Raw genomic sequence first — 21,066 nt, forward strand, 5'->3', positions numbered from 1 at the left:
GCCGGATTTAACAAGCTCTGGCACGCCCGCTGGGGTCAAAGCAAACCGAGCGCGTCTGGTTGTTGAAGGCAAATGCAAAATTCTTTGGCGGCGCTTGCGTCGGGGCGCCCAAGGCGTTGTAGACAATGGAAGCCGGCGTTGTCGCGGTGGAATCAGGGGTTATCGTGGTGCCGGTGGTTAATGCTCCTTGGCGCGCCAAGACCTCGTTCTTGGTGCTGTCGGCCGTGTTCACCACCACTACCAGCCACCCCGTTTTCCAATCGCTGCTTGTCGCATCGCAGGAATTGGTAGTAGAGACCTCGGCATTGACGCTGCGGCAGATGGTGACAGCCCCGCTTCTTTTAATTGCCTCGGAACGAGCCAGCATGGTCCCGGCAATGAATTCGTTGACGTTCCCCGACAAACGATTTTGAGCGATAAAGCTTTGCATTGACGGGACGGCTATCGCCAGCAGGATAGCCAGTACGGTAATCGTGATCATCAATTCAATCACCGTAAAACCCTTACGGAAGACAATGTCCGCGACGGCTTTGTCATTTTTCCGAAACCGCATTTGATTTTTGGCATTTCCACGCACACTAAGCTCCCTAGAAACGCAATTTTTAAGCAATGCTGAATTATAGGTTTTACGTTTCCACAAAGAAACCGTTTCGCCTTCCGCCCATCGCCGCTCGAATACCACTCGTCAGCAATGAATGGCAAAAAAACAATTAGGTCTTATCGCTCTTAAATTCTGCTTAGGCATCTAGTATCGACAAGCCTCGACTGCCATGGACTCGCCCTTCAAATGCTATAATCCGCGCTTCCCGCAAACGGGCCGATAGTCTTCCCGGAATGCGGCCCGGCACTGAAGCAACAAACGAATTGTGCTTGCGCAGTCCGGCAATGCTGGCCTCTATGGACCAGCCTGAACCAGTGTTTTCAACACCATGCGCAAATACGCCATGGTTTTCATCGAATGGAGTTTGCTATGTCGGCAACAATGCGGCCAGTCCGCCTGCTCATGATCTTCCTGCTGGCCACGCTAGCCTTTTCCGCGATGGCGGTAGACCGCGATTTCCCCGCCTCGGCCCTGCGCGGCAAGCTGACCATCACCGACTACCCGAACGTCACCGTCAATGGCCAGGCGCTGCGGCTGTCGCCCGGCTCGCGCATCTGGAATACCCAGCAGCTGACCCAGATCCCCAACTCGCTTGGCGCCGATACTTACCAGGTGAACTACACCTTGAACATTCAAGGCGACATCGACCGCGTCTGGATCCTGACTACCGATGAAGCCAGCCAGAAGATCGAAGCGCAGCGCAACGGCATGAAACGATAGAAGAGCAGTCAATTAGCAGCCATGGAAAAAACGATGCAAAAGAAAGTATTCATCAAGACCTTCGGGTGCCAGATGAACGAATACGACTCGGACAAGATGGCCGACGTCCTGAACGCGTCCGACGGCTTGATCAAGACTGATCGCCCGGAGGATGCCGACGTGATCCTGCTCAATACCTGTTCGGTGCGCGAAAAGGCGCAGGAGAAAGTGTTTTCCGACCTCGGCCGCCTGCGCGAACTGAAGCGCAACAATCCTGACCTGCTGATCGGCGTCGGCGGCTGCGTGGCGTCGCAAGAAGGCGCGGCGATCGTCAAGCGGGCGCCATATGTCGACATGGTGTTCGGCCCGCAGACCCTGCACCGCTTGCCGGAGATGATCAGCCAGCGGCGCGCCACCGGCCATTCGCAAGTCGACATCAGCTTTCCCGAAATCGAGAAATTCGACCACATGCCGCCGGCCAAGGTTGAAGGCACGACTGCATTCGTGTCGATCATGGAAGGCTGCAGCAAATATTGCAGCTACTGCGTAGTGCCCTACACCCGCGGCGAAGAAGTCTCGCGCCGGTTTGAAGACGTGCTGACCGAAGTGGCCGGACTGGCCGAGCAAGGCGTCAAGGAAATCACGCTGCTGGGGCAAAATGTCAACGCCTTCCGCGGCGCCATGGCGGATGGCGAGATTGCCGATTTCGCGCTGCTGATCGAGTACATCGCCGAGATCCCCGGCATCGAACGGATCCGTTTCGTCACCAGCCATCCCAAGGAATTCACGCAGCGCCTGATCGATACCTACGCCAAGGTGCCGAAGCTGGTCGACCATTTATACCTGCCGGCGCAGCACGGTTCGGACCGCATCCTGTCGGCCATGAAACGCGGCTATACCGTGCTGGAATACAAATCGGTGATCCGCCGCCTACGCCAGGTGCGGCCCAACATCACGATTTCCAGCGACTTCATCGTCGGTTTCCCGGGCGAGACCGACGCCGACTTCGAGGCGCTGATGAAACTGATCGCCGACATCGGCTACGACAACAGCTTCAGCTTCATCTTCAGCCCGCGGCCGGGCACGCCTGCGGCCAACCTGCAGGACGACACGCCGCACGAAGTCAAGCTGAAACGGCTGCATCGGCTGCAAGCGGCGGTGGAAGAAAATATCGGCAAGATCAGCGCCGCCATGGTCGGCAGCGTGCAGCGCATCCTGGTCGAAGGGCCGTCCAAGAAAAACCCGGCCGACCTGCAGGGGCGCACCGAGAACAACCGCGTAGTCAATTTCGATGCCGGCCCTGACGGCGCGCGCCTGGTCGGGCAGCTGATAGATGTAAAGATTACAGACACTTATACCTACACCCTGCGCGGCGAGATCGTGCTGGCAGACTAGCCCGCCGATACAGCGCCCGCCAACCACGCACACCAGATAAACACACCATAGTTTGAAAACTAAAACACCTACCCAGCCGCATTATTTCATCCCGCAGCCGCTAGACAATACGCGGCTGGCGCACCTGTGCGGCCCGCTGGATGAAAACCTGCGGCAGATTTCGGCGGCGCTAGACGTGTCGATTTTCCGGCGCGGCGACAAATTCATCGCCGCCGGCAGCAATGCGGAACGCGCGGTGGAAATCCTCGACCAGTTTTACGCCATCGCCAACAAGGTGATTTCGGTAGATGAAATCCAGCTGGCGCTGGTGGAGCAGCGCGCCAAGCTGGGCATGAAGCCGAAAGCGGCCAAGGGCAACGGCAAGGCTGCCGGCGCATCCGGCGCTGCTGCGGATGCCGATCCTGCCGAAGCAGAGCTGACCGAGACGGACATCGAAAGCCCGGTCCTGAAAACCCGCCGCAGCGACCTGCGCGGCCGCACGCCGCATCAAAGCCAGTACATCCGATCGATCCTGGAACACGACGTGACGCTGGGTATTGGGCCGGCCGGCACCGGCAAGACCTACCTGGCGGTTGCCTGCGCGGTTGACGCCCTGGAGCGCGACGCCGTCAAGCGCATCGTGCTGACGCGGCCTGCGGTGGAAGCCGGCGAGCGCCTGGGTTTCCTGCCCGGCGACCTGGCGCAGAAAGTCGATCCCTACCTGCGCCCTCTGTATGACGCGCTGTATGACTTGCTGGGATTTGACCGCACCCAGAAAATGTTCGAGAAGCAGGCGATCGAGATCGCGCCGCTGGCTTACATGCGCGGCCGCACGCTGAACCATGCGTTCATCATCCTGGACGAGGCGCAGAACACCACGCCGGAACAGATGAAGATGTTCCTGACCCGGATCGGCTTCGGCAGCAAGGCCGTGGTCACCGGCGACGTTACCCAGATCGACTTGCAGCGCGGCCAGAAGAGCGGCCTGATCGATGCCATGAACATCCTGAAAGACGTGCGCGGCATTGCCTTCACCCGCTTCAACAGCAGCGACGTGGTGCGCCATCCGCTGGTGGCGCGCATTGTCGATGCCTATGAGTCGGCAGCCCAGGCGGCGCCGGTAGCGTCCACCCATGGCGTCATCGAAGCCGCCACGCCGCAAGCAGCCAAACCCGCCAAACCGGTGCAGACCGGGATCACCAAAACAGCCCGGAATCGTAAGTAAGCACAATGTCGCAAAAAAATAAACTCTCCCTGTCGGTCCAATACCCCGATCCACGCCTGCAAGACAGTGTGCCGCGCCCGCAATTGCGGCGCTGGGTGCAGGCGGCATTGCTGGCGCCGGCCGAACTGACGCTCCGTTTCGTCGACGCCGACGAAGGGCGTGCCCTGAACCGCGATTATCGCGGCAAGGATTACGCCACCAATGTGCTGACGTTTGCTTATTCGGAAGACCAGGACGAAGAAGACAGCGGCATTACCCAGGCCGACATTATCCTGTGCACCGATGTCTTGCAGCGCGAAGCAGAAGAACAAGGCAAGTCGCTGGTGGAACATGCCGCGCATCTGGTGGTGCATGGCGTCCTGCATGCGCAAGGTTACGACCACGAGGACGATGAAGAAGCGATGGAAATGGAAAACCTGGAAATTGAAATCCTGCACAAGCTGGGCTGGCCCAATCCCTACGCCGACCGGTAATTCGCTTCCGCCCCGATAAAACGCCGCTTTTGCGGCGTTTTTCATTTCTGCGGCCGGATTTCGATTTTCATTTGAGAATCAAAGGTTTGCAGAATAAATATTGCCATTCATGCATTACATATTTCCCCTTATCTTTTTAATTAATAAGATTATGATGAATTCATGTAATGAACCGACCTGGCCCGCGACTAAGCCACATGAAAACCCTCATTGCTCAGTTGCCGGAGACTACCGTGAACCAAGTCACGCCACCCATGGCGATCGTCCATCCTCTTGCGCAGGTGACCTGAATGCCAGCCCCTGCCATCAAAAAAACCGTCATCCACCCGATCTGGCTGCGCGTCACCCATTGGCTCAACGCGCTGGCGGTGATCATCATGATCCTGAGCGGCTGGCGCATCTATAACGCATCGCCGATCTTTCCGTTCCGCATTCCCAGCGAATGGACATTGGGCGGCTGGCTGGGCGGCGCCTTGCAATGGCATTTTGCCGCCATGTGGCTGCTGTTCTTCAACGGCCTGGTTTACCTGCTGCTGAATGCCGGCAGCGGCCGCTTGTGGAAAAAATTCCTGCCGCTGCGCCCGGCTGAAGTAGTGCAGGATTTTGTCAAAGCGCTGCGCGGCAAGCTGCAGCACGACGCCCTCGATCATTACAACGCGGTACAGAAACTGGCGTATGTCTCGGTCATCCTGGACCTGATCCTGCTGGTGGTCTCCGGCCTGGCTATCTGGAAGTCGGTGCAGTTCCCGCTCCTGCGCGAGCTGATGGGCGGTTTCGATAATGCCAGGATCGTGCATTTCTGCGCGATGAGCTTCCTGGTCGCATTTATCGTGGTGCATATCATCATGGTGGCGCTGGTGCCGCGTACGCTGCTGGCCATGCTGCGCGGCCGCTAAGGTGAATGGAGACAATCATGTTCAAGAAAAATCCCGGCCCGGCGCTCGACACCGAATCGATATTGAAAGACGCCCGGCGCGAGCTGGCGCTGCCTTCCCGCCGCCTGTTTGCAAAACGCGCGCTTACCCTGGGCGGCCTGTCGCTGCTGACCGGCTGCAACATCACCGACGAGCCCTCGGTCAACCGCATGCTGGAACGCATCTCGCGCATGAACGATGGCGTGCAAGGATGGCTGTTCGATCCGAAACGGCTGGCGCCGACCTATACCCAGGCCGAAATCACCCGCCCCTTCCCTTTCAATGCGTTTTACGCCATTGAGGAGGTGCCTGACATCGACGGCGGCGACTATCGGCTGGAAGTGAGCGGCCTGGTGACGAACAAGCAGCCCTGGACGCTGGAGCAATTGCACAGGCTGCCGCAAAACGAGCAGATCACGCGCCACATCTGCGTCGAGGGATGGAGCGCCATCGGCCGCTGGGGCGGCGTGCCGTTTTCTTATTTCCTCAAGCAGATCGGCGCCGACCTGAGCGCCAAGTATATCGATTTCAAATGCGGCGACGATTACCACACCAGCATCGACATGCCGACCGCCTTGCATCCGCAGACCCAGCTGACCTTGACCTACGACGGCCAGATCCTGCCGCCGAAATACGGTTTTCCGATGAAATTGCGGATGCCGACCAAGCTTGGCTACAAGAATCCGAAACACATCATGTCGATCGAAGTAACAAACAAGTACCCCGGCGGTTACTGGGAAGACCAGGGGTACAACTGGTTCGGCGGTGCTTAGGCTGGCAAGCAGCCCTGCAGCACCCGCTGATTTTTACGGCACTTTCGCCACTTTTACCTGGAGATACAAATGAAAAAGAGCCTCACAACCCTGCTGGTTACCTGCCTGATGATGACTGCCGGCGGCGTCTATGCACAAGATGCGATGTCGAAGGACGCGATGTCCAAAGACGCCATGTCCAAGGATGCCATGTCCAAGGACGCCATGTCGAAAGATGGCATGGACAAGCCGGCCATGGCCAAGGATGCAATGAAAAAGAAAGCCCACGCCAAGAAAGACGCCATGGCGAAAGATGCGATGAGCAAGGATGCCATGGGCAAAGACGGCATGGCCAAAGATGAAATGAAGAAATAATTATCTTTTCCACAATGCGGCGGTCGGTGCTTTCGGGCAGCGGCCGCTTTTTTCATGCCTGGAACTCGTCTGCCGGCGCCACAAAAAAATCCCGCAAACCTGTGCGTTTCGTCGTCCTGTCACATATTTGTTGTATCCTATTGCTTCCGAAACAATGTGAAACCAAGGCTAACGCCATATGCCAGAGCACCCTAGTAGCGTCAAATCATTTGACGCTAAACCCCACCGGTCGTTATTCGAACGCCTGACCGCACTGATTTCTCCCGAACCTGAAAATCGCGCCGAACTGCTCGATGTGCTGCAAGACGCACACGAACGCAACCTGATCGACGCCGACGCGCTGTCGATGATCGAAGGCGTGTTCCAGGTCTCCGACCTCTCCGCCCGCGACATCATGATCCCGCGTTCGCAAATGGACATGATCGACGTCACCAAACCGATCGAAGACTGGATGCCGGAAGTCCTGTCGACCGCCCACTCGCGCTTCCCTGCCGTCGACGGCGAGCGCGACAAGGTGATCGGCATCCTGCTGGCGAAAGACCTGCTGCGCTACTACGCCGAAGATTCTTTCGACGTGCGCGACATGCTGCGGCCTGCCGTGTTTATCCCCGAATCGAAACGCCTCAACGTCTTGCTGCGCGATTTCCGCGCCAACCGCAACCACATGGCGATCGTGGTCGACGAATACGGCGGCGTCGCCGGCCTGATCACGATTGAAGACGTGCTGGAGCAGATCGTCGGCGACATCGAAGACGAATATGACTTCGACGAAGAAGAAGACAATATCCTCGCCATCCGCGACGGCGACCATGGCGGCCGCTGGCGGGTCAAGGCGCTGACCGAGATCGAACAGTTCAACGAAACGCTGGAGACGGCGCTGGTGGATGAAGACGTCGACACCATCGGCGGCCTGGTCGCCAACCATCTTGGACGCGTGCCGCGCAAAGGCGATGAGTTCACGATAGACAATGTGCGCTTTGAAGTGCTGCGCGCCGATGCGCGCCAGGTGCATGTCTTGCTGGTCGAGAAATTGCCGGAATCGGCTCACGAAGAGTCCTGAAAAAGAGCATGGGCCGGCGCCTGGCCGCACTGGCGCCGGCTCACTCCATCCAAGAGCAAGATCACCGCTGCCCATGAGTTTTCGCCTGACTTCGTTTCCTAAACTTTCCCTGCTGCTGCCGCTGGCCGCCCTTACCGGCGCCGTCAACGTGTTTGCCTTCGCGCCGTATGGGCTGTGGCCGGTCCAGCTGCTGACGCTGGCGCTGTTCGTGTTCTGCCTGATCCGCGTCCCCGCCATCAAGCATGGCGCCCTGCTGGGCTGGGCCTATGGTTTCGGCTGGGTGGCGCACGGCGTCTACTGGATTTATATTTCGCTGCATGACTTTGGCGCTTTGCCGGGCTGGCTGGCGGCGCTGGCGGTAGCGCTGCTGGCGGCCATCATGGGGCTGTACATGGCCATCGGCACCGCTGCCGCGCTCTGGCTGCGGCGCCGCTGGTCGGCTTCGCCGCTGCTGTTTGCGCTGGCGATTTTCCCGGCCCTGTGGGCGCTGACGGAATGGCTGCGCGGCTGGCTGTTTACCGGTTTTCCCTGGCTGATTTCGGGCTATGCCCATACCGCCGGTCCGCTCGCCGGTTATGCGCCGCTGGTCGGGGTCTATGGCATCGGCGGCATTTCGGCGCTGATCGCCGGCTGCCTGGCCTTGCTGCCGCGCCACAAAGCGCCGGCGATCGCCGCCGTGCTGGTGCTGGCCGCGGGCCTTGGCCTGCACCAGTTCAACTGGACCGCGCCGCATGGCAAGCCGATTTCGGTGCGCCTGCTGCAAGGCAACGTGCCACAGGAAGAAAAATTCGATAACGCCCAGATCGTCAATTCCCTGCGGCTGTATATCGACATGATCCGCTCCGCGCCCGCAGACCTGATCGCCACGCCCGAGACGGCGATACCGATCCTGCAAACCCAGCTGCCGCCGGACTATATCCCTGCGTTGGCCGAGTTCGCGCGGCAAAGCGGCAGCCACATCGCGCTCGGCATTCCCTATATCGACGGCCCCGAGCGCTACTCCAACAGCGTGGTCGGCATCTCGCCCCAAACCGAAGATCGCTCCTACCGTTACGATAAGCAGCACCTTGTGCCGTTCGGCGAATTCGTCCCCCTGGGCTTCCGCTGGTTTGTCGACATGATGAACATCCCGCTAGGCGATTTCACCCGCGGCGCAGTGGTGCAGGCGCCGTTCGCGGTGAAAGACCAATGGGTGTTGCCCAACATCTGCTACGAAGACTTGTTCGGCGAAGAAATCGCCGGGCAACTGGCCGCCACCCGGGTCGCCGGCAAACCCACCGCCACGCTGCTGCTGAACATGTCGAATATCGCCTGGTTCGGCAATACGATTGCATTGCCGCAACATTTGCAGATATCGCAAATGCGCAGCCTGGAAACCGGCCGCCCGATGCTGCGCGCAACCAATACCGGCGCCACCGCCGTGATCGATCCGCACGGCGTGGTCCGCACCCGGCTGGTCCCATACAGCCGCGATGCGCTGGCGGTACCGGTGCAAGGCTATAGCGGCACAACACCGTATATCCTGCTGGGCAATCGCCTGATGCTGGCGCTGGCGCTCTCGATGCTGGCCGCCAGCTGGTGGTGGTGCGGCCGCAAAGCGCACCGGCAGCCCTAAAGCGTTCAAAACCCGCTAAAATCGCTGGTTTTAGCGCTTATCCTCTTGCGCCCTTCGTCACCCTGAATTCCGCCCGATTTTCGGCACTTTACCGTATGGAAAAGCAACAAAACGATGCTTACATTTCAACAAATCATTCTTAAACTACAAGATTACTGGGACGCTCAAGGCTGCGCCTTGCTGCAGCCTTACGACATGGAAGTCGGCGCCGGCACTTCGCATACCGCGACCTTCCTGCGCGCCATCGGCCCCGAACCCTGGCGCGCCGCCTATGTGCAGCCGTCGCGCCGTCCCAAGGATGGACGTTATGGCGAAAATCCGAACCGCCTGCAGCATTACTACCAATACCAGGTAGTGCTCAAGCCTGCGCCGGAAAACATCCTCGACCTGTACCTCGGTTCGCTGGCCGCACTTGGCCTGGACCTCAAGCGCAACGATGTGCGCTTCGTCGAAGACGACTGGGAAAACCCGACCCTGGGCGCCTGGGGCCTGGGCTGGGAAGTCTGGCTGAACGGCATGGAAGTGACGCAGTTCACGTATTTCCAGCAAGTCGGCGGCCTCGATTGCAAGCCGGTGCTGGGTGAAATCACCTACGGCATCGAACGGCTGGCGATGTACTTGCAGGGCGTGGAAAATGTCTACGACCTGGTGTGGACCGAATGGGTTGAAAACGGCGTGACCAAGAAGCTAAGCTACGGCGACGTCTTCCACCAGAACGAAGTCGAACAGTCGACCTACAATTTCGAACACGCCAACACTGAATTCCTGTTCCCGCTGTTCGGCAACTACGAAGCTGAAGCCAAGCGCCTGCTGGAGGTGCCGCTGGCGCTGCCTGCTTACGAGATGGTGCTGAAAGCAGCACACACCTTCAACCTGCTGGATGCGCGCGGCGCGATTTCGGTCACCGAGCGCGCCGCTTACATGGGCCGGATCCGCAACCTGTCGCGCGCAGTGGCGCAGGCATATTACGATTCACGGGCGAAGCTGGGCTTCCCGATGTGGGAGATCACCAAGGAAAACGGCGATCTGTTGTTGCAAGAATTTGGAGATGAATACATGGCGGCAGTAGCGCAGCGTGCGGGAGAAGCAGTATGAAGGACACGCTCTTGGATCAGACCCTGCTGATTGAAATTTTCACGGAAGAACTGCCGCCGAAAGCACTGGCGAAACTTGGCGATGCTTTTGCCAACGGCATTTTCAATGGCTTGAAAACACGCGACTTCCTCAATGACAGCGCGGTCGCCACCGCATTCGCCACGCCACGCCGGCTGGCAGTGTCGATCAGCCATGTGCGCGCCACCTCGCTCGATAAAACCATGCGCGAAAAAGTGCTGCCGGTGTCGGTGGCGCTGGACGCCGATGGCCGCGCAACCGCGCCGCTGGTCAAGAAGCTGTCCGCATTGGCTGCGCAATGCGGACAAGCGGTGATTACCCCGGCCGAACTGGAGCGCGCGCCTGACGGCAAGGCCGAAAGCTTTTTCTACAGCTACACCGCCAAAGGCGTGGCGCTGGCGGCCGGCTTGCAAGCCGTGCTGGAAGACACGGTAGCCAAGCTGCCGATCCCGAAAGTGATGAGTTACCAGCGCCAGCACGGCCATGCGGCCGGCCACACCGTACGCTTCGTACGGCCGGCGCACAGCCTGGTGGCGCTGCATGGCGCACAGGTATTGCCGCTGACCTTGCTCGGCCTCGATGCTGGCCGCCAGACCGAAGGCCATCGTTTCCTGTCGCCAGGCCGCATCAAGCTGGCCGACGCCGACAGCTACGCGGCGACGCTGGCCGAACAAGGCAAAGTCATCGCCAGCTTCGGCGAACGCAAGGAAAAAATCCGCAAGGACCTGCTCGAAGGGGCGGCAAAATCTGCGGCCGACGACCAGGTGCTGATGCCTGAAGCGCTGCTGGACGAAGTCACGGCGCTGGTTGAATGGCCAGTGGTGTATGCCTGCAAATTCGAAGACGAATTCCTCAGCGTTCCCCAGGAATGCCTGATCCTGACGATGCAGACCAACCAGAAATATTTTGCCCTGACCGACAGCGCCGGCAAACTGCGTTCGCGTTTCCTGATCGTCTCCAACCTGCAGACCAGCGAACCGCATTACATCATCGAAGGCAACGAGCGCGTGGTGCGCCCGCGCCTGTCCGACGCCAAGTTCTTCTTCGAACAGGACCAGAAAAAGAAACTGGCCGAGCGCGTGCCTCTGCTGGCCAATGTGGTCTATCACAACAAGCTCGGCAACCAGTTGCAGCGGACGGAGCGGGTCAAGACCCTGGCCGCGGCGATCGCCGGCCTGCTGGGCAGCGACGCCGCATCGGCCGAACGTGCAGCGTTGCTGGCCAAGGCCGACCTGCTGACCGACATGGTGGGTGAGTTCCCTGAACTGCAAGGCATCATGGGCAACTACTACGCGCGCCATGACGGCGAAGCGGACGATGTCGCCCTCGCCATTTCGGAACACTACCAGCCGCGCTTTGCCGGCGACACCTTGCCGACCACCGACACCAGCATCGCGGTAGCGCTGGCCGACAAACTGGAAACCCTGGTCGGCATCTGGGGCATCGGCCTGCAGCCGACCGGCGACAAGGATCCGTTTGCCCTGCGCCGCCATGCATTGGGCATCCTGCGCATGCTGCTGGAAAAACGCCTGCCGATCTCGCTCACGCAATTGCTGGGCAATGCGGCGCAGCAGTTCACCGGCAACCCCAATTTCAAGGATCCGGGCAGCGACGTGCTGCCGTTCCTGTACGACCGCCTGCGCGGCCTGCTGCGCGAACGCGGTTATGCGCAGAACGAAATCGAAGCGGTGGTGGCGCAGCAGCCGGAGCGGCTCGACAACATCATCGAACGCCTGGATGCGGTGCAAGCGTTTGCCGCCTTGCCCGAAGCGGAAGCGCTGGCCGCGGCCAACAAACGCATCACCAACATCCTGAAAAAGACCGAAGGCGTCGGCAGCACGGTGCAGCAAGACCTGCTGCGCGACAGCGCCGAACAATCGCTGTTCGCAGCGATGAATGCACTCAAGCCCGAGGTCGACGCTGCTTTTGCCAAAGGCGATTTCAGCACTGCCTTGAAAGCATTGGCGCGGCTGCGGGAAAACGTCGACGGCTTCTTCAACGACGTGATGGTGATGGCTGAGGATGCGCAATTGCGCAACAACCGCCTGGCGCTGCTGGCCAACCTGCACGTGATGCTGAACCAGGTTGCCGACATTTCCAAACTAGCGGCCTAAGCGCCAGGTAGCCATGAAACTCATCATCCTCGACCGCGACGGCGTCATCAACCAGGATTCGGACGCCTTCATCAAATCGCCCGACGAATGGATTCCGATCAAGGGTTCGCTGGAAGCGATAGCACGCCTGAACCAGGCAGGCTATCGGGTCGTGGTGGCGACCAACCAGTCGGGTATCGCGCGCGGCTTGTTCGACATGCCGACGCTGATGGCGATCCATCAGAAAATGCATGAAGCGGCGCAGCTGGTCGGCGCCGAAATCGACGCCATCTTTTTTTGCCCGCATGCCGCCGACGACAACTGCGATTGCCGCAAGCCCAAGCCCGGCATGTTCCACGACATCGGCAAACGCTTCGAGATCAGCCTGCGCGGCGGCGTGGCGACGGTAGGCGACTCGTTGCGCGACTTGCAGGCAGGCTTCGTTGCCGGCTGCGCGCCTTACCTGGTGCTTACCGGCAAAGGCGAGAAGACGCGCGACAAAGGCGGCCTGCCGCCCGGCACCCTGGTTTTTCCTGACCTGGCGGCAGTGGTTGAATTCCTGTTGAAGAAACCGGTGGAGCTGTCAGTCTGACTGGCGGATGGCCCGGCCCCGTAAAAAGATCGCTTGTTTAGAAAAAAATACCTGGAGTCTGCATGTTGCGTTTTTCCCTGTTTTTACGTTCCCTTCTGTTCTTCCTGCTGATGACTGTCCTGACCGTGGTCTGGTCCATGGCTTGCATCCTGTTCGCCCCCTTTCCTTACGCCCGGCGCTACTACCTGACCGCGCGCTGGAATGTCATGGTGATCTGGATGGCCAAGGTCATTTGCGGCATCCGCTACCAGGTCAAGGGCTTTGAAAATTTCCCCGATGCGCCGGCAGTCGTGCTGAGCAAGCACCAATCGGCCTGGGAAACGATTTTCCTGCTGCAGATGACGCCGCGCCCGCTGGTGTTCGTGTTCAAGAAATCGCTGACCTATATTCCGTTTTTCGGCTGGGGCATCGCCCTGCTGCGCATGATTCCTATCGATCGCAGCAAAGGCCGCGACGCCTTCGCCCAGGTGGTGGTGCAAGGACGCAAGCGGCTGGCAGACGGCCAGTGGATCATCATGTTCCCGGAAGGCACGCGGATTCCGGTCGGTGAGACCGGCAAATACAAGAACGGCGGCAGCCGCCTGGCAGTGGAAACCAACACCGTGGTGGTGCCGATCGCGCACAACGCCGGCGAGTGCTGGCCGAAGAATTCCTTCATCAAGAAACCGGGGCTGATCACCGTCTCCATCGGCAAGCCGATTGCTCCGGAAGGCATGGATAGCAGCGAGCTGATGGCGAAAGTCGAAAATTGGATAGAATCTGAAATGCGCGTGATTTCACCGCATGTTTATTCCAGGCAGCAATAACCCCTCCAGTTTGGACACCATTGAAATTATTGCATCAAAAGCCAGCAAAGCCGCGCTTGGGACCGCATGGTCGGCCCCAGGGCAAGGCACAGCAGCAGCAAGCGCTGCAACTGGATTTGTTTGCCGATGACCTGGCCGCCAGCACGCTGCCCGTTGCGCCGCCGCCGGCCGGCCCGCTGCCAAGGCCAAAGCCGCTGGCCCCGGCGCCTGAGGAACCGACCGCGCTGGCGCCAGGCAAGCGCCGCCTGCGCTTTGGCGAGCATGTGCTCGACTACACCCTGCTACGCTCCAAACGGCGCTCTATCGGCTTCCTGATCAGCGACGACGGCCTGCGCGTCACCGCCCCCAAGTGGGTGACCCTGGGCGATATCGAAACCGCCATCCGTGAAAAGAAACGTTGGATTTTTACCAAGCTGAGCGAATACCGCGACCGTTCGACACGCCGCATGCAGCCGCAAATGCAATGGCGCGACGGCGAGACCCTGCCCTACATGGGGCGCAGCATCACTCTGCGCATCCACGCCACCCAGAAGGCCGGCATCCACTTTGACGATGCCAGCGGCCAGCTGATCGTCTGCCTGCCGGCCGACGCCGGCGAGCAGCAGCTCAAGGACCGCGTGCTGGGCTGGCTGCAGCTCGAAGCCAAGCGCGTATTCGCCGAACGCCTGCCGATCTATGCCGAAAAACTCGGCGTCACCTACCAGTCGTTTGCGCTGTCGTCGGCGACCACCCAGTGGGGCTCCTGCACTTCGGAAGGCAAGATCCGGCTGAACTGGCGGCTGATGCATTTTGCGCTGCCGCTGATTGATTATGTGATTGCGCATGAGCTCTCGCATTTGCGCGAGATGAACCACAGCCCGCGTTTCTGGGCCACGGTGCAATCGATTTTTCCCGAATTTGAAACGGCCAGGAAAACCCTGCGCGACAGCGCCCAGGAAACCTTGCCGGTTTTCTAGGGCAAGCGCTGCCCGATTTGTTGCGCCGATTTAAAATATCGGCGCAAGCCTGAGCAACATCTCTCATCCCAACCATCGAGAACAACCATGCGAATCCTCCATACCATGCTGCGCGTCGGCAACCTGCAACGTTCCATCGATTTTTACACCAAGGTGCTGGGCATGAAACTGCTGCGCACCAACGACAATCCCGAGTACAAATACACGCTGGCGTTCGTCGGCTACGGCAGCAATCCCGACCACGCCGAACTGGAGCTGACCTATAACTACGGCGTCGACAGCTACGACCAGGGCACGGCGTTCGGGCACCTGGCGGTGGCGGTGGAAGATGCCTACAAAGCCTGTGCCGACGTCAAGGCGCAAGGCGGCAACGTGACGCGGGAAGCAGGACCGGTGAAGGGAGGCAGTACCGTCATCGCCTTTGTGCAGGATCCCGACGGCTATAAAATTGAACTGATCGAACGCAAGGACGGCGTTTCCGCCGGCGCCGCTTTATAGACCGAGCGACACAAAAGATAAGGCCGCGGCGAATCCGGCCAAATTGCATCGATGTTCCTTCGTTCAAGGCTGAAGGAAGGAACAGCCAGGAAAATCAGGGCAGGCGGTTCGCCAGCGCCACGAACAATTCCATCGACACGGTTTCAGGCCGCGCCTGCGGATTGACGCCCGCATCGATCAAGTCATTTTCGGTAAACATGCCGGCCAGGCAGTTCCTGATCACCTTGCGTCTTTGCGTGAACGCCTTGAGTACGACATCTTCCAGTTTTTTCTGGTCGCAAGCCAGGGGCTGGGCAATCGGAATCATGCGCACGATGGCCGACTCCACTTTCGGCGGCGGGTCGAATGCAGTCGGCGGCACGATAAACATCAGCTGCATGTCGTAGCGCCATTGCAGCATCACCGACAGGCGGCCGAACGCCTTGCTGCCAGGCGTAGCGACCATGCGCTCCACCACTTCCTTTTGCAGCATGAAATGCTGGTCCTGCACCTGCGGCGCGATCTGCGCCAGATGGAACAGCAATGGGCTGGAAATGTTGTAGGGAAGATTGCCGACCACGCGCAACTTGCGGCCGCCAGCCAAGGGGATGCTGCTGAAATCGAATTTCAGCGCATCGGCGGAATGCACATGCAAGCGGGCCGGATCAAAATTCTTTTGCAGCCGCGCCACCAGGTCGCGGTCAAGTTCGACCACATGCAATTGCCGCAGCGATTCCAGCAGCAAACGTGTCATGGCGGCCAGGCCCGGTCCGATTTCGACCATATCGTCGTCGGCTTGCGGATCTATCGCGCTGATGATGTTGTACAGCACGGTGTCGTCGGTCAGGAAATTCTGGCCGAAGCGCTTGCGGGGAATGTGGTTCTTCATATTTTTCTTTATTTACGAGGCGGACAGGCTGCAACCATGGCCGGGCGTTCAAGAGCCGGCCCAAGGCAACCGCTTACTCTTTCCTCAATTGACTCAGCCGCACCATCTGCGCCGCAACGTTCAGCGCCGCCAGCATGCTGCCATGGTCGGCCCGGCCCAGGCCGGCAGCGGCGAGATCGAGCGCAGTGCCATGATCCACCGAAGTGCGGATGAACGGCAAGCCCAGCGTGATGTTGATGCCGTGTCCAAAGCTGGCATATTTCAATACCGGCAAACCCTGGTCGTGATACATCGCCAATACGCAATCGGCACCTTCCAGGTATTTTTGCTGGAACAGCGTATCGGCCGGATAAGGGCCGCTGACGGCAATGCCGCGCGCCTTGGCCGCTTGCAGCGCCGGCGTGATGATATCGATTTCTTCGCGCCCCAGGTAACCGCCTTCGCCAGCATGCGGATTCAAACCCGTCACCAGGATGCGCGGCTGCGCCAGGCCGAATTTTTTCTGCAGATCGGCATGCAGGATATCGATGGTGCGGCTCAGGCTGTCAAAGGTGAGCGCTGCGGCGACATCTTTCAGCGCCAGGTGGGTGGTCGCCAGCGCTACCCGCAGCGGCGGCGTGGTCCGGTCCGTGGCCAGCATCATCACCACCTGTGCGGTCGCGCTTTTTTCGGCAAGGTATTCGGTATGGCCGGTAAATGGCACCCCGGCGTCATTGATCGTGCTTTTTTGCAGGGGCGCGGTGACCATGCCGTCGAATATCCCCTGCTGTGCGCCGCTGATCGCAATATCCAGCGTACGCAGCACGGCCCGACCGTTGCGCGCGTCCAGCTGGCCCGGCTGCACGTGGGCATCCAGGGGACAGTCGATCACGGCAATCTGGCCATGGGGGAAATTCGGCAGGCCGCTGTTGCGCAAGGCGTGCTGCGACAACGCTACGAGCCGGATCTGCGGATCGATCTCGGCGGCGACCATCGCCAGGAAAGCGGCGTCGCCAATCAGTACGCTGTTGATTTCGGCGCGCAGCTGCCAGGCGGCCTTGATCGCGACTTCGGGACCAATGCCGGCCGGCTCGCCGCAAGTGACGGCCAATATCGGCCTTGGCGATGTAAGCGGAGTTGCAGCCGCTTGCGCGGCCGGCTGATCAGACATGCGCTACCCTCAAGGCTGGCTGGTACACAGCAATCAACGGTCGTCGTTACGGTATTCGACGTAAGTGCGGTCACGCAATTGGCGCAGCCACTCGTTCGCGGCTTCTTCCGTCTTGCGTTCACGAATCGCCATCCGTGCTGCCAGGCGCTGGCGTTCCTTGGATACGTCGTTGGCCTTGCGCTCCACCACCTGGATCAGGTGATAGCCGAACGGCGATTCGACCGGATCGCTGACCTGGCCCGGCTTCAAGCCATCCATCGCGCGTTCGAATTCCGGCACGGTGTCGCCGGGGTAAACCCAGCCGAGGTCGCCGCCCTTGGAAGCCGACAAATCGTTCGAATACAGTTTGGCCAGCTCTTCAAACGTCGCAGCCTTGTTGTCGATGCGCTCTTTCAGGTCGACCAGGCGGCGGCGTGCTTCTGCCGCCGTCACGGTTGGCGTCACCTTGATCAGGATATGCCGCACATGGGTTTGCTGGACCGGCGCCGCGGCAGTATCGGCGGCTGCCGCAGCTGCGCGCTTGTTCACCAGCTTGATGATATGAAAGCCGTTGGCGCTTTTCAGGATGCTCGATACCTGTCCCGGATTCAGATTCGCGACGGCTTCCACAAACAGCGCCGGCAGGCGGTCTTGCGGACGCCAGCCCATGTCGCCGCCGGTCAGGGCGTCGCTGGCATCGGAATAAGCGGCAGCGACAGCGGCGAAGTTGCCGCCCGACTTGATTTGCTGCATGGCTTCTTCAGCCCGCTTGGCGCGCTGTGCAATCTGTTCGGCCGACGCATTCTCCGGCACCCGGACCAGGATCTGCGCCAGGTCGAGTTCCTGGGCGGTTTGCTTGTTGCTGCTTTCAGCGGCGAGGTAGTTGTCGACTTCCGATTCGGAAATCTGGATCTTGTTGTCGACTTCACGTTCGCGCAGCCGCTGCAATAACATTTCCTGGCGAATTTCTTCGCGGAAAGATGCATAAGGAATCTTGTCCTGCGCCAGCTGCTTCTGGAAATCCGCCATCGACAATTTGTTCTGCTCGGCGATCCGGCTGATCGCCCGGTCCAGCATGACGTCGTCCACCGACAAGCCATTTTCTTTCGCCAGCTGCGTTTCGGCGCGCTCAAGGATCATGCGTTCCAGCAATTGTTTTTGCAGCTCGGCAACCGGCGGCAATTCGATATTCTGGGCGCGCATGCGCTGCACCACGTCGCTCATGCGTTTCGCCAATTCCTGCTGGGTAATCACGTCCGTGTTCACCACCGCGACGATAGCGTCCACGGTCTGCGGATTTGCCTTGGCCGCTGCTGGCTTGGCAGCCGGCGCCGTAGTTGGCGCAACCGCCGGCGGCGTCGTCGATGCGGCTTGGGCCAAGGCGCCGCCGGCAGTAACGGACAACAGCGAGAATGCCATTGCAGCGAGTTGGATTTGATTGGTTTTACGCATAATTGGAAAAACGTTCATAAGTAAAAATGACGGATTCAACGGCTAATGAAAGAGTCGGGTTGATTAACATTCTGATAACCTGGGACACTGCTGCGCAGGGCTTGCATCGGATTGGAGCCGATACTTGACAAACCATTCAACTCAAGTTGCACGAATATACCTGTAGTCGTGCGGGTTGACGAGGTCGGCGTGCGTTGTCCAACCACGCGGAAGACCCAGCAATCGGCCTTGTACTCAAGTCCAAGCAGGCTTTGCCCGACCGTTTTTTCCTGCAGGGAATAACTGACGCGGCCAACGCCGTACCAGCGGCGGCTCAGCGGCCACTGTGCGGAGAGGTCGAATTGCTTCAGGTACTTATTGTCCAGCAGCAGCGGATCGACGTTATTGTGGTCCAGCTGATAGGAGAAATTGATAACTTTTTTCGGGCCCGGCTGCCACTTGATGTTGGAGCTGGCGCGCACCCACTGGTTATTGCTCTGGCTATACTGGATCGTATTGTCGATGCCCAGCGCCTGCGTCACCTGCCCGCCTGCCGACAGCAGCAGATCCGAACGGCTGGTGGTGATCGTATCGGTAGTTCCGCCCAATGAAACGCGCGGCGGGGTGAAATAAAACCGCTGGCCGATACCCAGGCGCAAGCGCTCTATGCCGGACTCTTCGATAAAGCGCGAGATCACGGCAGCCGTCAGCTGGTTGGCGTCGCCGATACGGTCATGGCCGGTATACCGGTTCTCGGTAAAGATCTGGGCGAAATTGAAATCGGCGACACCGCTGTCGAACAGCGGATACTGGCTCTGGTCACGGAAAGGCGTGCGCACATAGAACAGCCGCGGCTCCAGCGTCTGCGTCATCGGGTTGCCGAAAAACTTTGCGTCGCGCTCGAAAATCAAACCGCTGTCCAGCGAGAAGGTTGGCAGTACCCGGCTATAACTATTTCCCAAGGGGGTTTGGCCCGCCGGAATCGGATTCGGTATGTCGAATTTATTCGGCGAGATGTTATAGGAGGTTGCATCCAGCTGGATCTTTGGCGTGATGAAATAGCCGGGGCGAATGATCGGGTAAGAAAGCTGCGGATTGATATAGATGCGCTCGCCGCCCAATGGCAGCAAGGTGCTGCTGGTATATGTGGTGCCGCTGCCTTGCGGAAAATCGTATTGGCCATTCCTGAAGCGGGTGTATTGCGCGGTCACGTTCCAGTCAAACCCGTAAATATCCTGCTTGCCTGCATTGAGGGTGACTTGAGGCAGGCGGTCATAGGGGCGGCTGAGCGTCGGATTCCCATTGGAATCGAAATCCTGCAATACCTGATAGCGCGATGCCAGCGCTGCCACGTTCCAGAATGAACCGGTATAGTTCAAATCGAATTCCCGATTCAGTGTCCGGGTAGAGCTTTGGGTAATCGAACGAGAAAAATCGTCGGGATAATTATTGTCCGAGGCGAAGTTGACATTCCAGCCCATGGTGAAACCAGGCGCCAGCGTCTGCAGATGAATCGACTGCACGGCATAACGATTGGTCTTGGTCAGCTTGTCGTCGGGCAGGTACTCGATCTTGGTCTGGCCGCTATAGCCATCCCCTATGTAGCGGGCGTCGCCGCCCATCTGCAGACCGCGCTGGGTGATGATGTTGGGGTACAGCGTCAAGTCGCGGTTAGGGGCGATATTGAAATAATAAGGCAGGTTGAACTCGAAGCCGCCGTTATTGGTGGTCCCTATGATCGGCGGCAGCACGCCTGACTGGCGGTCGTTCGACAACGGGAAAGACAGGATCGGCGAAGCAAGGATGGGCACGCTCTTGAAATACAGCACGCCGTTATGGGCAGTCCCCTCGCCCAGCCCGCTGTCGACATCCAGCGTACTCGACTTGATATACCAGTCCGGCTTGGTGCTCGGGCAGGTAGTGTAGGTGCCGGTGATGACTTTTGACTTGTCCTCGTCGATAAAATCGATGCGTTCCGCGCTGCCGTGGCCGTCATTGGCCTTGAACCAGTATGTCGGATTCGTCAGGAAACCTTGCCCCGAATCCATATTCAGCTTGAGATCGTCGCCGGTGTATTTGTCGCCGTAGCGGTTCATGCGCACGCAGCCGTGGGCTTCCGCCTCGTTTTCGACAATCCGGTAGGTCGCCTTGTCCGACTTGACGTTGGTCTGGCCGCGCGTCATGTCCACATCGTTATCCAGGTTGATCAGCCGGTCCGGCCGGCCGGTCATCTGCTCGGCCTCTACCGTGGTCGGCGCGTCGCTATCGTTGACGCGCGGCGGCTTGATGCTGTTTTGCGTGGCGGGAACGGCCGGCGCGACCGTTTCGGTCGTTTGCGCCCATGCCCACATTGGCATGTACGCTGCCGCGACGACCGAAGCCACCAGGATAGTCATGCGCCGCAAGGCAGGCAACTGGGACGCGGCCCGGCCTGGACATGACTGGAATTGCTTAGGTAGCGCTGAGGAGGACCGGGTCATGAAATGAATTTG

The 21,066-nt window shown here is 59.5% G+C and carries 20 protein-coding genes; 15 read left to right on the plus strand and 5 right to left on the minus strand.

The window, feature by feature from the left end; translation table 11 throughout:
* Positions 1-7 precede the first annotated feature (7 nt).
* Positions 8-640 (minus strand): GspH/FimT family pseudopilin, encoded by a 633-nt coding sequence (locus V8G57_RS09245; protein ID WP_342829120.1) that lies wholly within the window; start codon positions 638-640, stop codon positions 8-10.
* 330 nt (positions 641-970) lie between these two features.
* On the opposite strand from V8G57_RS09245, the gene V8G57_RS09250 reads away from it, so the two are divergent.
* The 15 genes from V8G57_RS09250 (at position 971) to gloA (ending at position 15,146) form a co-directional block, all read left to right on the plus strand.
* Positions 971-1,321 carry a hypothetical protein gene (locus V8G57_RS09250; protein WP_342829121.1) on the plus strand — a complete coding sequence of 117 codons (351 nt, stop codon included), beginning with the start codon at positions 971-973 and terminating at the stop codon, positions 1,319-1,321.
* A gap of 33 nt (positions 1,322-1,354) precedes the next feature.
* Positions 1,355-2,695, plus strand: a complete 1,341-nt coding sequence (gene miaB / locus V8G57_RS09255) for a tRNA (N6-isopentenyl adenosine(37)-C2)-methylthiotransferase MiaB (RefSeq protein ID WP_342829122.1) — start codon at positions 1,355-1,357, stop codon at positions 2,693-2,695.
* A gap of 52 nt (positions 2,696-2,747) precedes the next feature.
* Positions 2,748-3,899 (plus strand): PhoH family protein, encoded by a 1,152-nt coding sequence (locus V8G57_RS09260; protein ID WP_342829123.1) that lies wholly within the window; start codon positions 2,748-2,750, stop codon positions 3,897-3,899.
* Between the two features lie 5 nt (positions 3,900-3,904).
* Positions 3,905-4,372 (plus strand): rRNA maturation RNase YbeY, encoded by a 468-nt coding sequence (gene ybeY / locus V8G57_RS09265; RefSeq protein WP_092397292.1) that lies wholly within the window; start codon positions 3,905-3,907, stop codon positions 4,370-4,372.
* A 290-nt stretch (positions 4,373-4,662) separates the two neighbouring features.
* On the plus strand, positions 4,663-5,268 hold the full coding sequence (locus V8G57_RS09270) for a cytochrome b/b6 domain-containing protein (protein ID WP_342829124.1): 606 nt from the start codon (positions 4,663-4,665) through the stop codon (positions 5,266-5,268).
* Between the two features lie 17 nt (positions 5,269-5,285).
* Entirely contained in the window at positions 5,286-6,059 is a 774-nt protein-coding gene (locus tag V8G57_RS09275) for a molybdopterin-dependent oxidoreductase (protein WP_144738987.1), read from the plus strand.
* A gap of 69 nt (positions 6,060-6,128) precedes the next feature.
* Entirely contained in the window at positions 6,129-6,413 is a 285-nt protein-coding gene (locus V8G57_RS09280) for a pentapeptide MXKDX repeat protein (RefSeq protein WP_092397286.1), read from the plus strand.
* A gap of 178 nt (positions 6,414-6,591) precedes the next feature.
* Positions 6,592-7,473 carry a CorC family transporter gene (locus V8G57_RS09285; protein WP_092397284.1) on the plus strand — a complete coding sequence of 294 codons (882 nt, stop codon included), beginning with the start codon at positions 6,592-6,594 and terminating at the stop codon, positions 7,471-7,473.
* A gap of 73 nt (positions 7,474-7,546) precedes the next feature.
* Positions 7,547-9,088, plus strand: a complete 1,542-nt coding sequence (lnt, locus tag V8G57_RS09290) for an apolipoprotein N-acyltransferase (RefSeq protein ID WP_342829125.1) — start codon at positions 7,547-7,549, stop codon at positions 9,086-9,088.
* Positions 9,089-9,202: 114 nt separating this feature from the next.
* Entirely contained in the window at positions 9,203-10,183 is a 981-nt protein-coding gene (glyQ, locus tag V8G57_RS09295; RefSeq protein ID WP_092397280.1) for a glycine--tRNA ligase subunit alpha, read from the plus strand.
* 11 nt (positions 10,184-10,194) lie between these two features.
* Entirely contained in the window at positions 10,195-12,315 is a 2,121-nt protein-coding gene (glyS, locus tag V8G57_RS09300; protein ID WP_342829228.1) for a glycine--tRNA ligase subunit beta, read from the plus strand.
* Between the two features lie 13 nt (positions 12,316-12,328).
* Positions 12,329-12,886: a D-glycero-beta-D-manno-heptose 1,7-bisphosphate 7-phosphatase gene (gmhB, locus tag V8G57_RS09305; protein ID WP_092397278.1), complete on the plus strand. Its 558-nt coding sequence runs from the start codon at positions 12,329-12,331 to the stop codon at positions 12,884-12,886.
* Positions 12,887-12,948: 62 nt separating this feature from the next.
* The gene (locus V8G57_RS09310; protein WP_092397276.1) at positions 12,949-13,692 is read left to right on the plus strand and encodes a lysophospholipid acyltransferase family protein; all 744 of its coding nucleotides are present in this window, start codon (positions 12,949-12,951) and stop codon (positions 13,690-13,692) included.
* Positions 13,693-13,748: 56 nt separating this feature from the next.
* Complete coding sequence (locus tag V8G57_RS09315; RefSeq protein ID WP_342829127.1) at positions 13,749-14,648, plus strand: M48 family metallopeptidase; 900 nt, start codon at positions 13,749-13,751, stop codon at positions 14,646-14,648.
* Between the two features lie 87 nt (positions 14,649-14,735).
* Positions 14,736-15,146, plus strand: coding sequence for a lactoylglutathione lyase (gloA, locus tag V8G57_RS09320; protein ID WP_144738991.1), 411 nt, complete (start codon positions 14,736-14,738; stop codon positions 15,144-15,146).
* 94 nt (positions 15,147-15,240) lie between these two features.
* Here gloA and rsmA read toward each other — a convergent pair whose 3' ends face one another.
* The 4 genes from rsmA to V8G57_RS09340 all read right to left on the minus strand — a co-directional run bounded on the left by rsmA (position 15,241) and on the right by V8G57_RS09340 (position 20,970).
* Complete coding sequence (gene rsmA, locus V8G57_RS09325; RefSeq protein ID WP_342829128.1) at positions 15,241-16,014, minus strand: 16S rRNA (adenine(1518)-N(6)/adenine(1519)-N(6))-dimethyltransferase RsmA; 774 nt, start codon at positions 16,012-16,014, stop codon at positions 15,241-15,243.
* A 73-nt stretch (positions 16,015-16,087) separates the two neighbouring features.
* Positions 16,088-17,164: a 4-hydroxythreonine-4-phosphate dehydrogenase PdxA gene (pdxA, locus tag V8G57_RS09330; RefSeq protein WP_342829129.1), complete on the minus strand. Its 1,077-nt coding sequence runs from the start codon at positions 17,162-17,164 to the stop codon at positions 16,088-16,090.
* Between the two features lie 33 nt (positions 17,165-17,197).
* Complete coding sequence (locus V8G57_RS09335; protein ID WP_342829130.1) at positions 17,198-18,562, minus strand: peptidylprolyl isomerase; 1,365 nt, start codon at positions 18,560-18,562, stop codon at positions 17,198-17,200.
* Between the two features lie 68 nt (positions 18,563-18,630).
* On the minus strand, positions 18,631-20,970 hold the full coding sequence (locus V8G57_RS09340; protein ID WP_342829131.1) for an LPS-assembly protein LptD: 2,340 nt from the start codon (positions 20,968-20,970) through the stop codon (positions 18,631-18,633).
* Positions 20,971-21,066 lie beyond the last annotated feature (96 nt).

Origin of the sequence: Collimonas rhizosphaerae, assembly GCF_038896935.1 — a bacterium.
Taxonomy (GTDB): domain Bacteria; phylum Pseudomonadota; class Gammaproteobacteria; order Burkholderiales; family Burkholderiaceae_D; genus Collimonas; species Collimonas rhizosphaerae.

Bases quoted from the DNA above. Each gene is read 5' to 3' on its own strand.
- pdxA (WP_342829129.1), bottom strand. From the start codon at position 17,164: ATGTCTGATCAGCCGGCCGCGCAAGCGGCTGCAACTCCGCTTACATCG.
- V8G57_RS09285 (WP_092397284.1), top strand. From the start codon at position 6,592: ATGCCAGAGCACCCTAGTAGCGTCAAATCATTTGACGCTAAACCCCAC.
- gmhB (WP_092397278.1), top strand. From the start codon at position 12,329: ATGAAACTCATCATCCTCGACCGCGACGGCGTCATCAACCAGGATTCG.
- V8G57_RS09275 (WP_144738987.1), top strand. From the start codon at position 5,286: ATGTTCAAGAAAAATCCCGGCCCGGCGCTCGACACCGAATCGATATTG.
- V8G57_RS09250 (WP_342829121.1), top strand. From the start codon at position 971: ATGTCGGCAACAATGCGGCCAGTCCGCCTGCTCATGATCTTCCTGCTG.
- rsmA (WP_342829128.1), bottom strand. From the start codon at position 16,014: ATGAAGAACCACATTCCCCGCAAGCGCTTCGGCCAGAATTTCCTGACC.
- miaB (WP_342829122.1), top strand. From the start codon at position 1,355: ATGCAAAAGAAAGTATTCATCAAGACCTTCGGGTGCCAGATGAACGAA.
- ybeY (WP_092397292.1), top strand. From the start codon at position 3,905: ATGTCGCAAAAAAATAAACTCTCCCTGTCGGTCCAATACCCCGATCCA.
- V8G57_RS09340 (WP_342829131.1), bottom strand. From the start codon at position 20,970: ATGACTATCCTGGTGGCTTCGGTCGTCGCGGCAGCGTACATGCCAATG.
- V8G57_RS09280 (WP_092397286.1), top strand. From the start codon at position 6,129: ATGAAAAAGAGCCTCACAACCCTGCTGGTTACCTGCCTGATGATGACT.
- gloA (WP_144738991.1), top strand. From the start codon at position 14,736: ATGCGAATCCTCCATACCATGCTGCGCGTCGGCAACCTGCAACGTTCC.
- V8G57_RS09310 (WP_092397276.1), top strand. From the start codon at position 12,949: ATGTTGCGTTTTTCCCTGTTTTTACGTTCCCTTCTGTTCTTCCTGCTG.
- lnt (WP_342829125.1), top strand. From the start codon at position 7,547: ATGAGTTTTCGCCTGACTTCGTTTCCTAAACTTTCCCTGCTGCTGCCG.
- V8G57_RS09270 (WP_342829124.1), top strand. From the start codon at position 4,663: ATGCCAGCCCCTGCCATCAAAAAAACCGTCATCCACCCGATCTGGCTG.
- glyQ (WP_092397280.1), top strand. From the start codon at position 9,203: ATGCTTACATTTCAACAAATCATTCTTAAACTACAAGATTACTGGGAC.
- V8G57_RS09335 (WP_342829130.1), bottom strand. From the start codon at position 18,562: ATGGCATTCTCGCTGTTGTCCGTTACTGCCGGCGGCGCCTTGGCCCAA.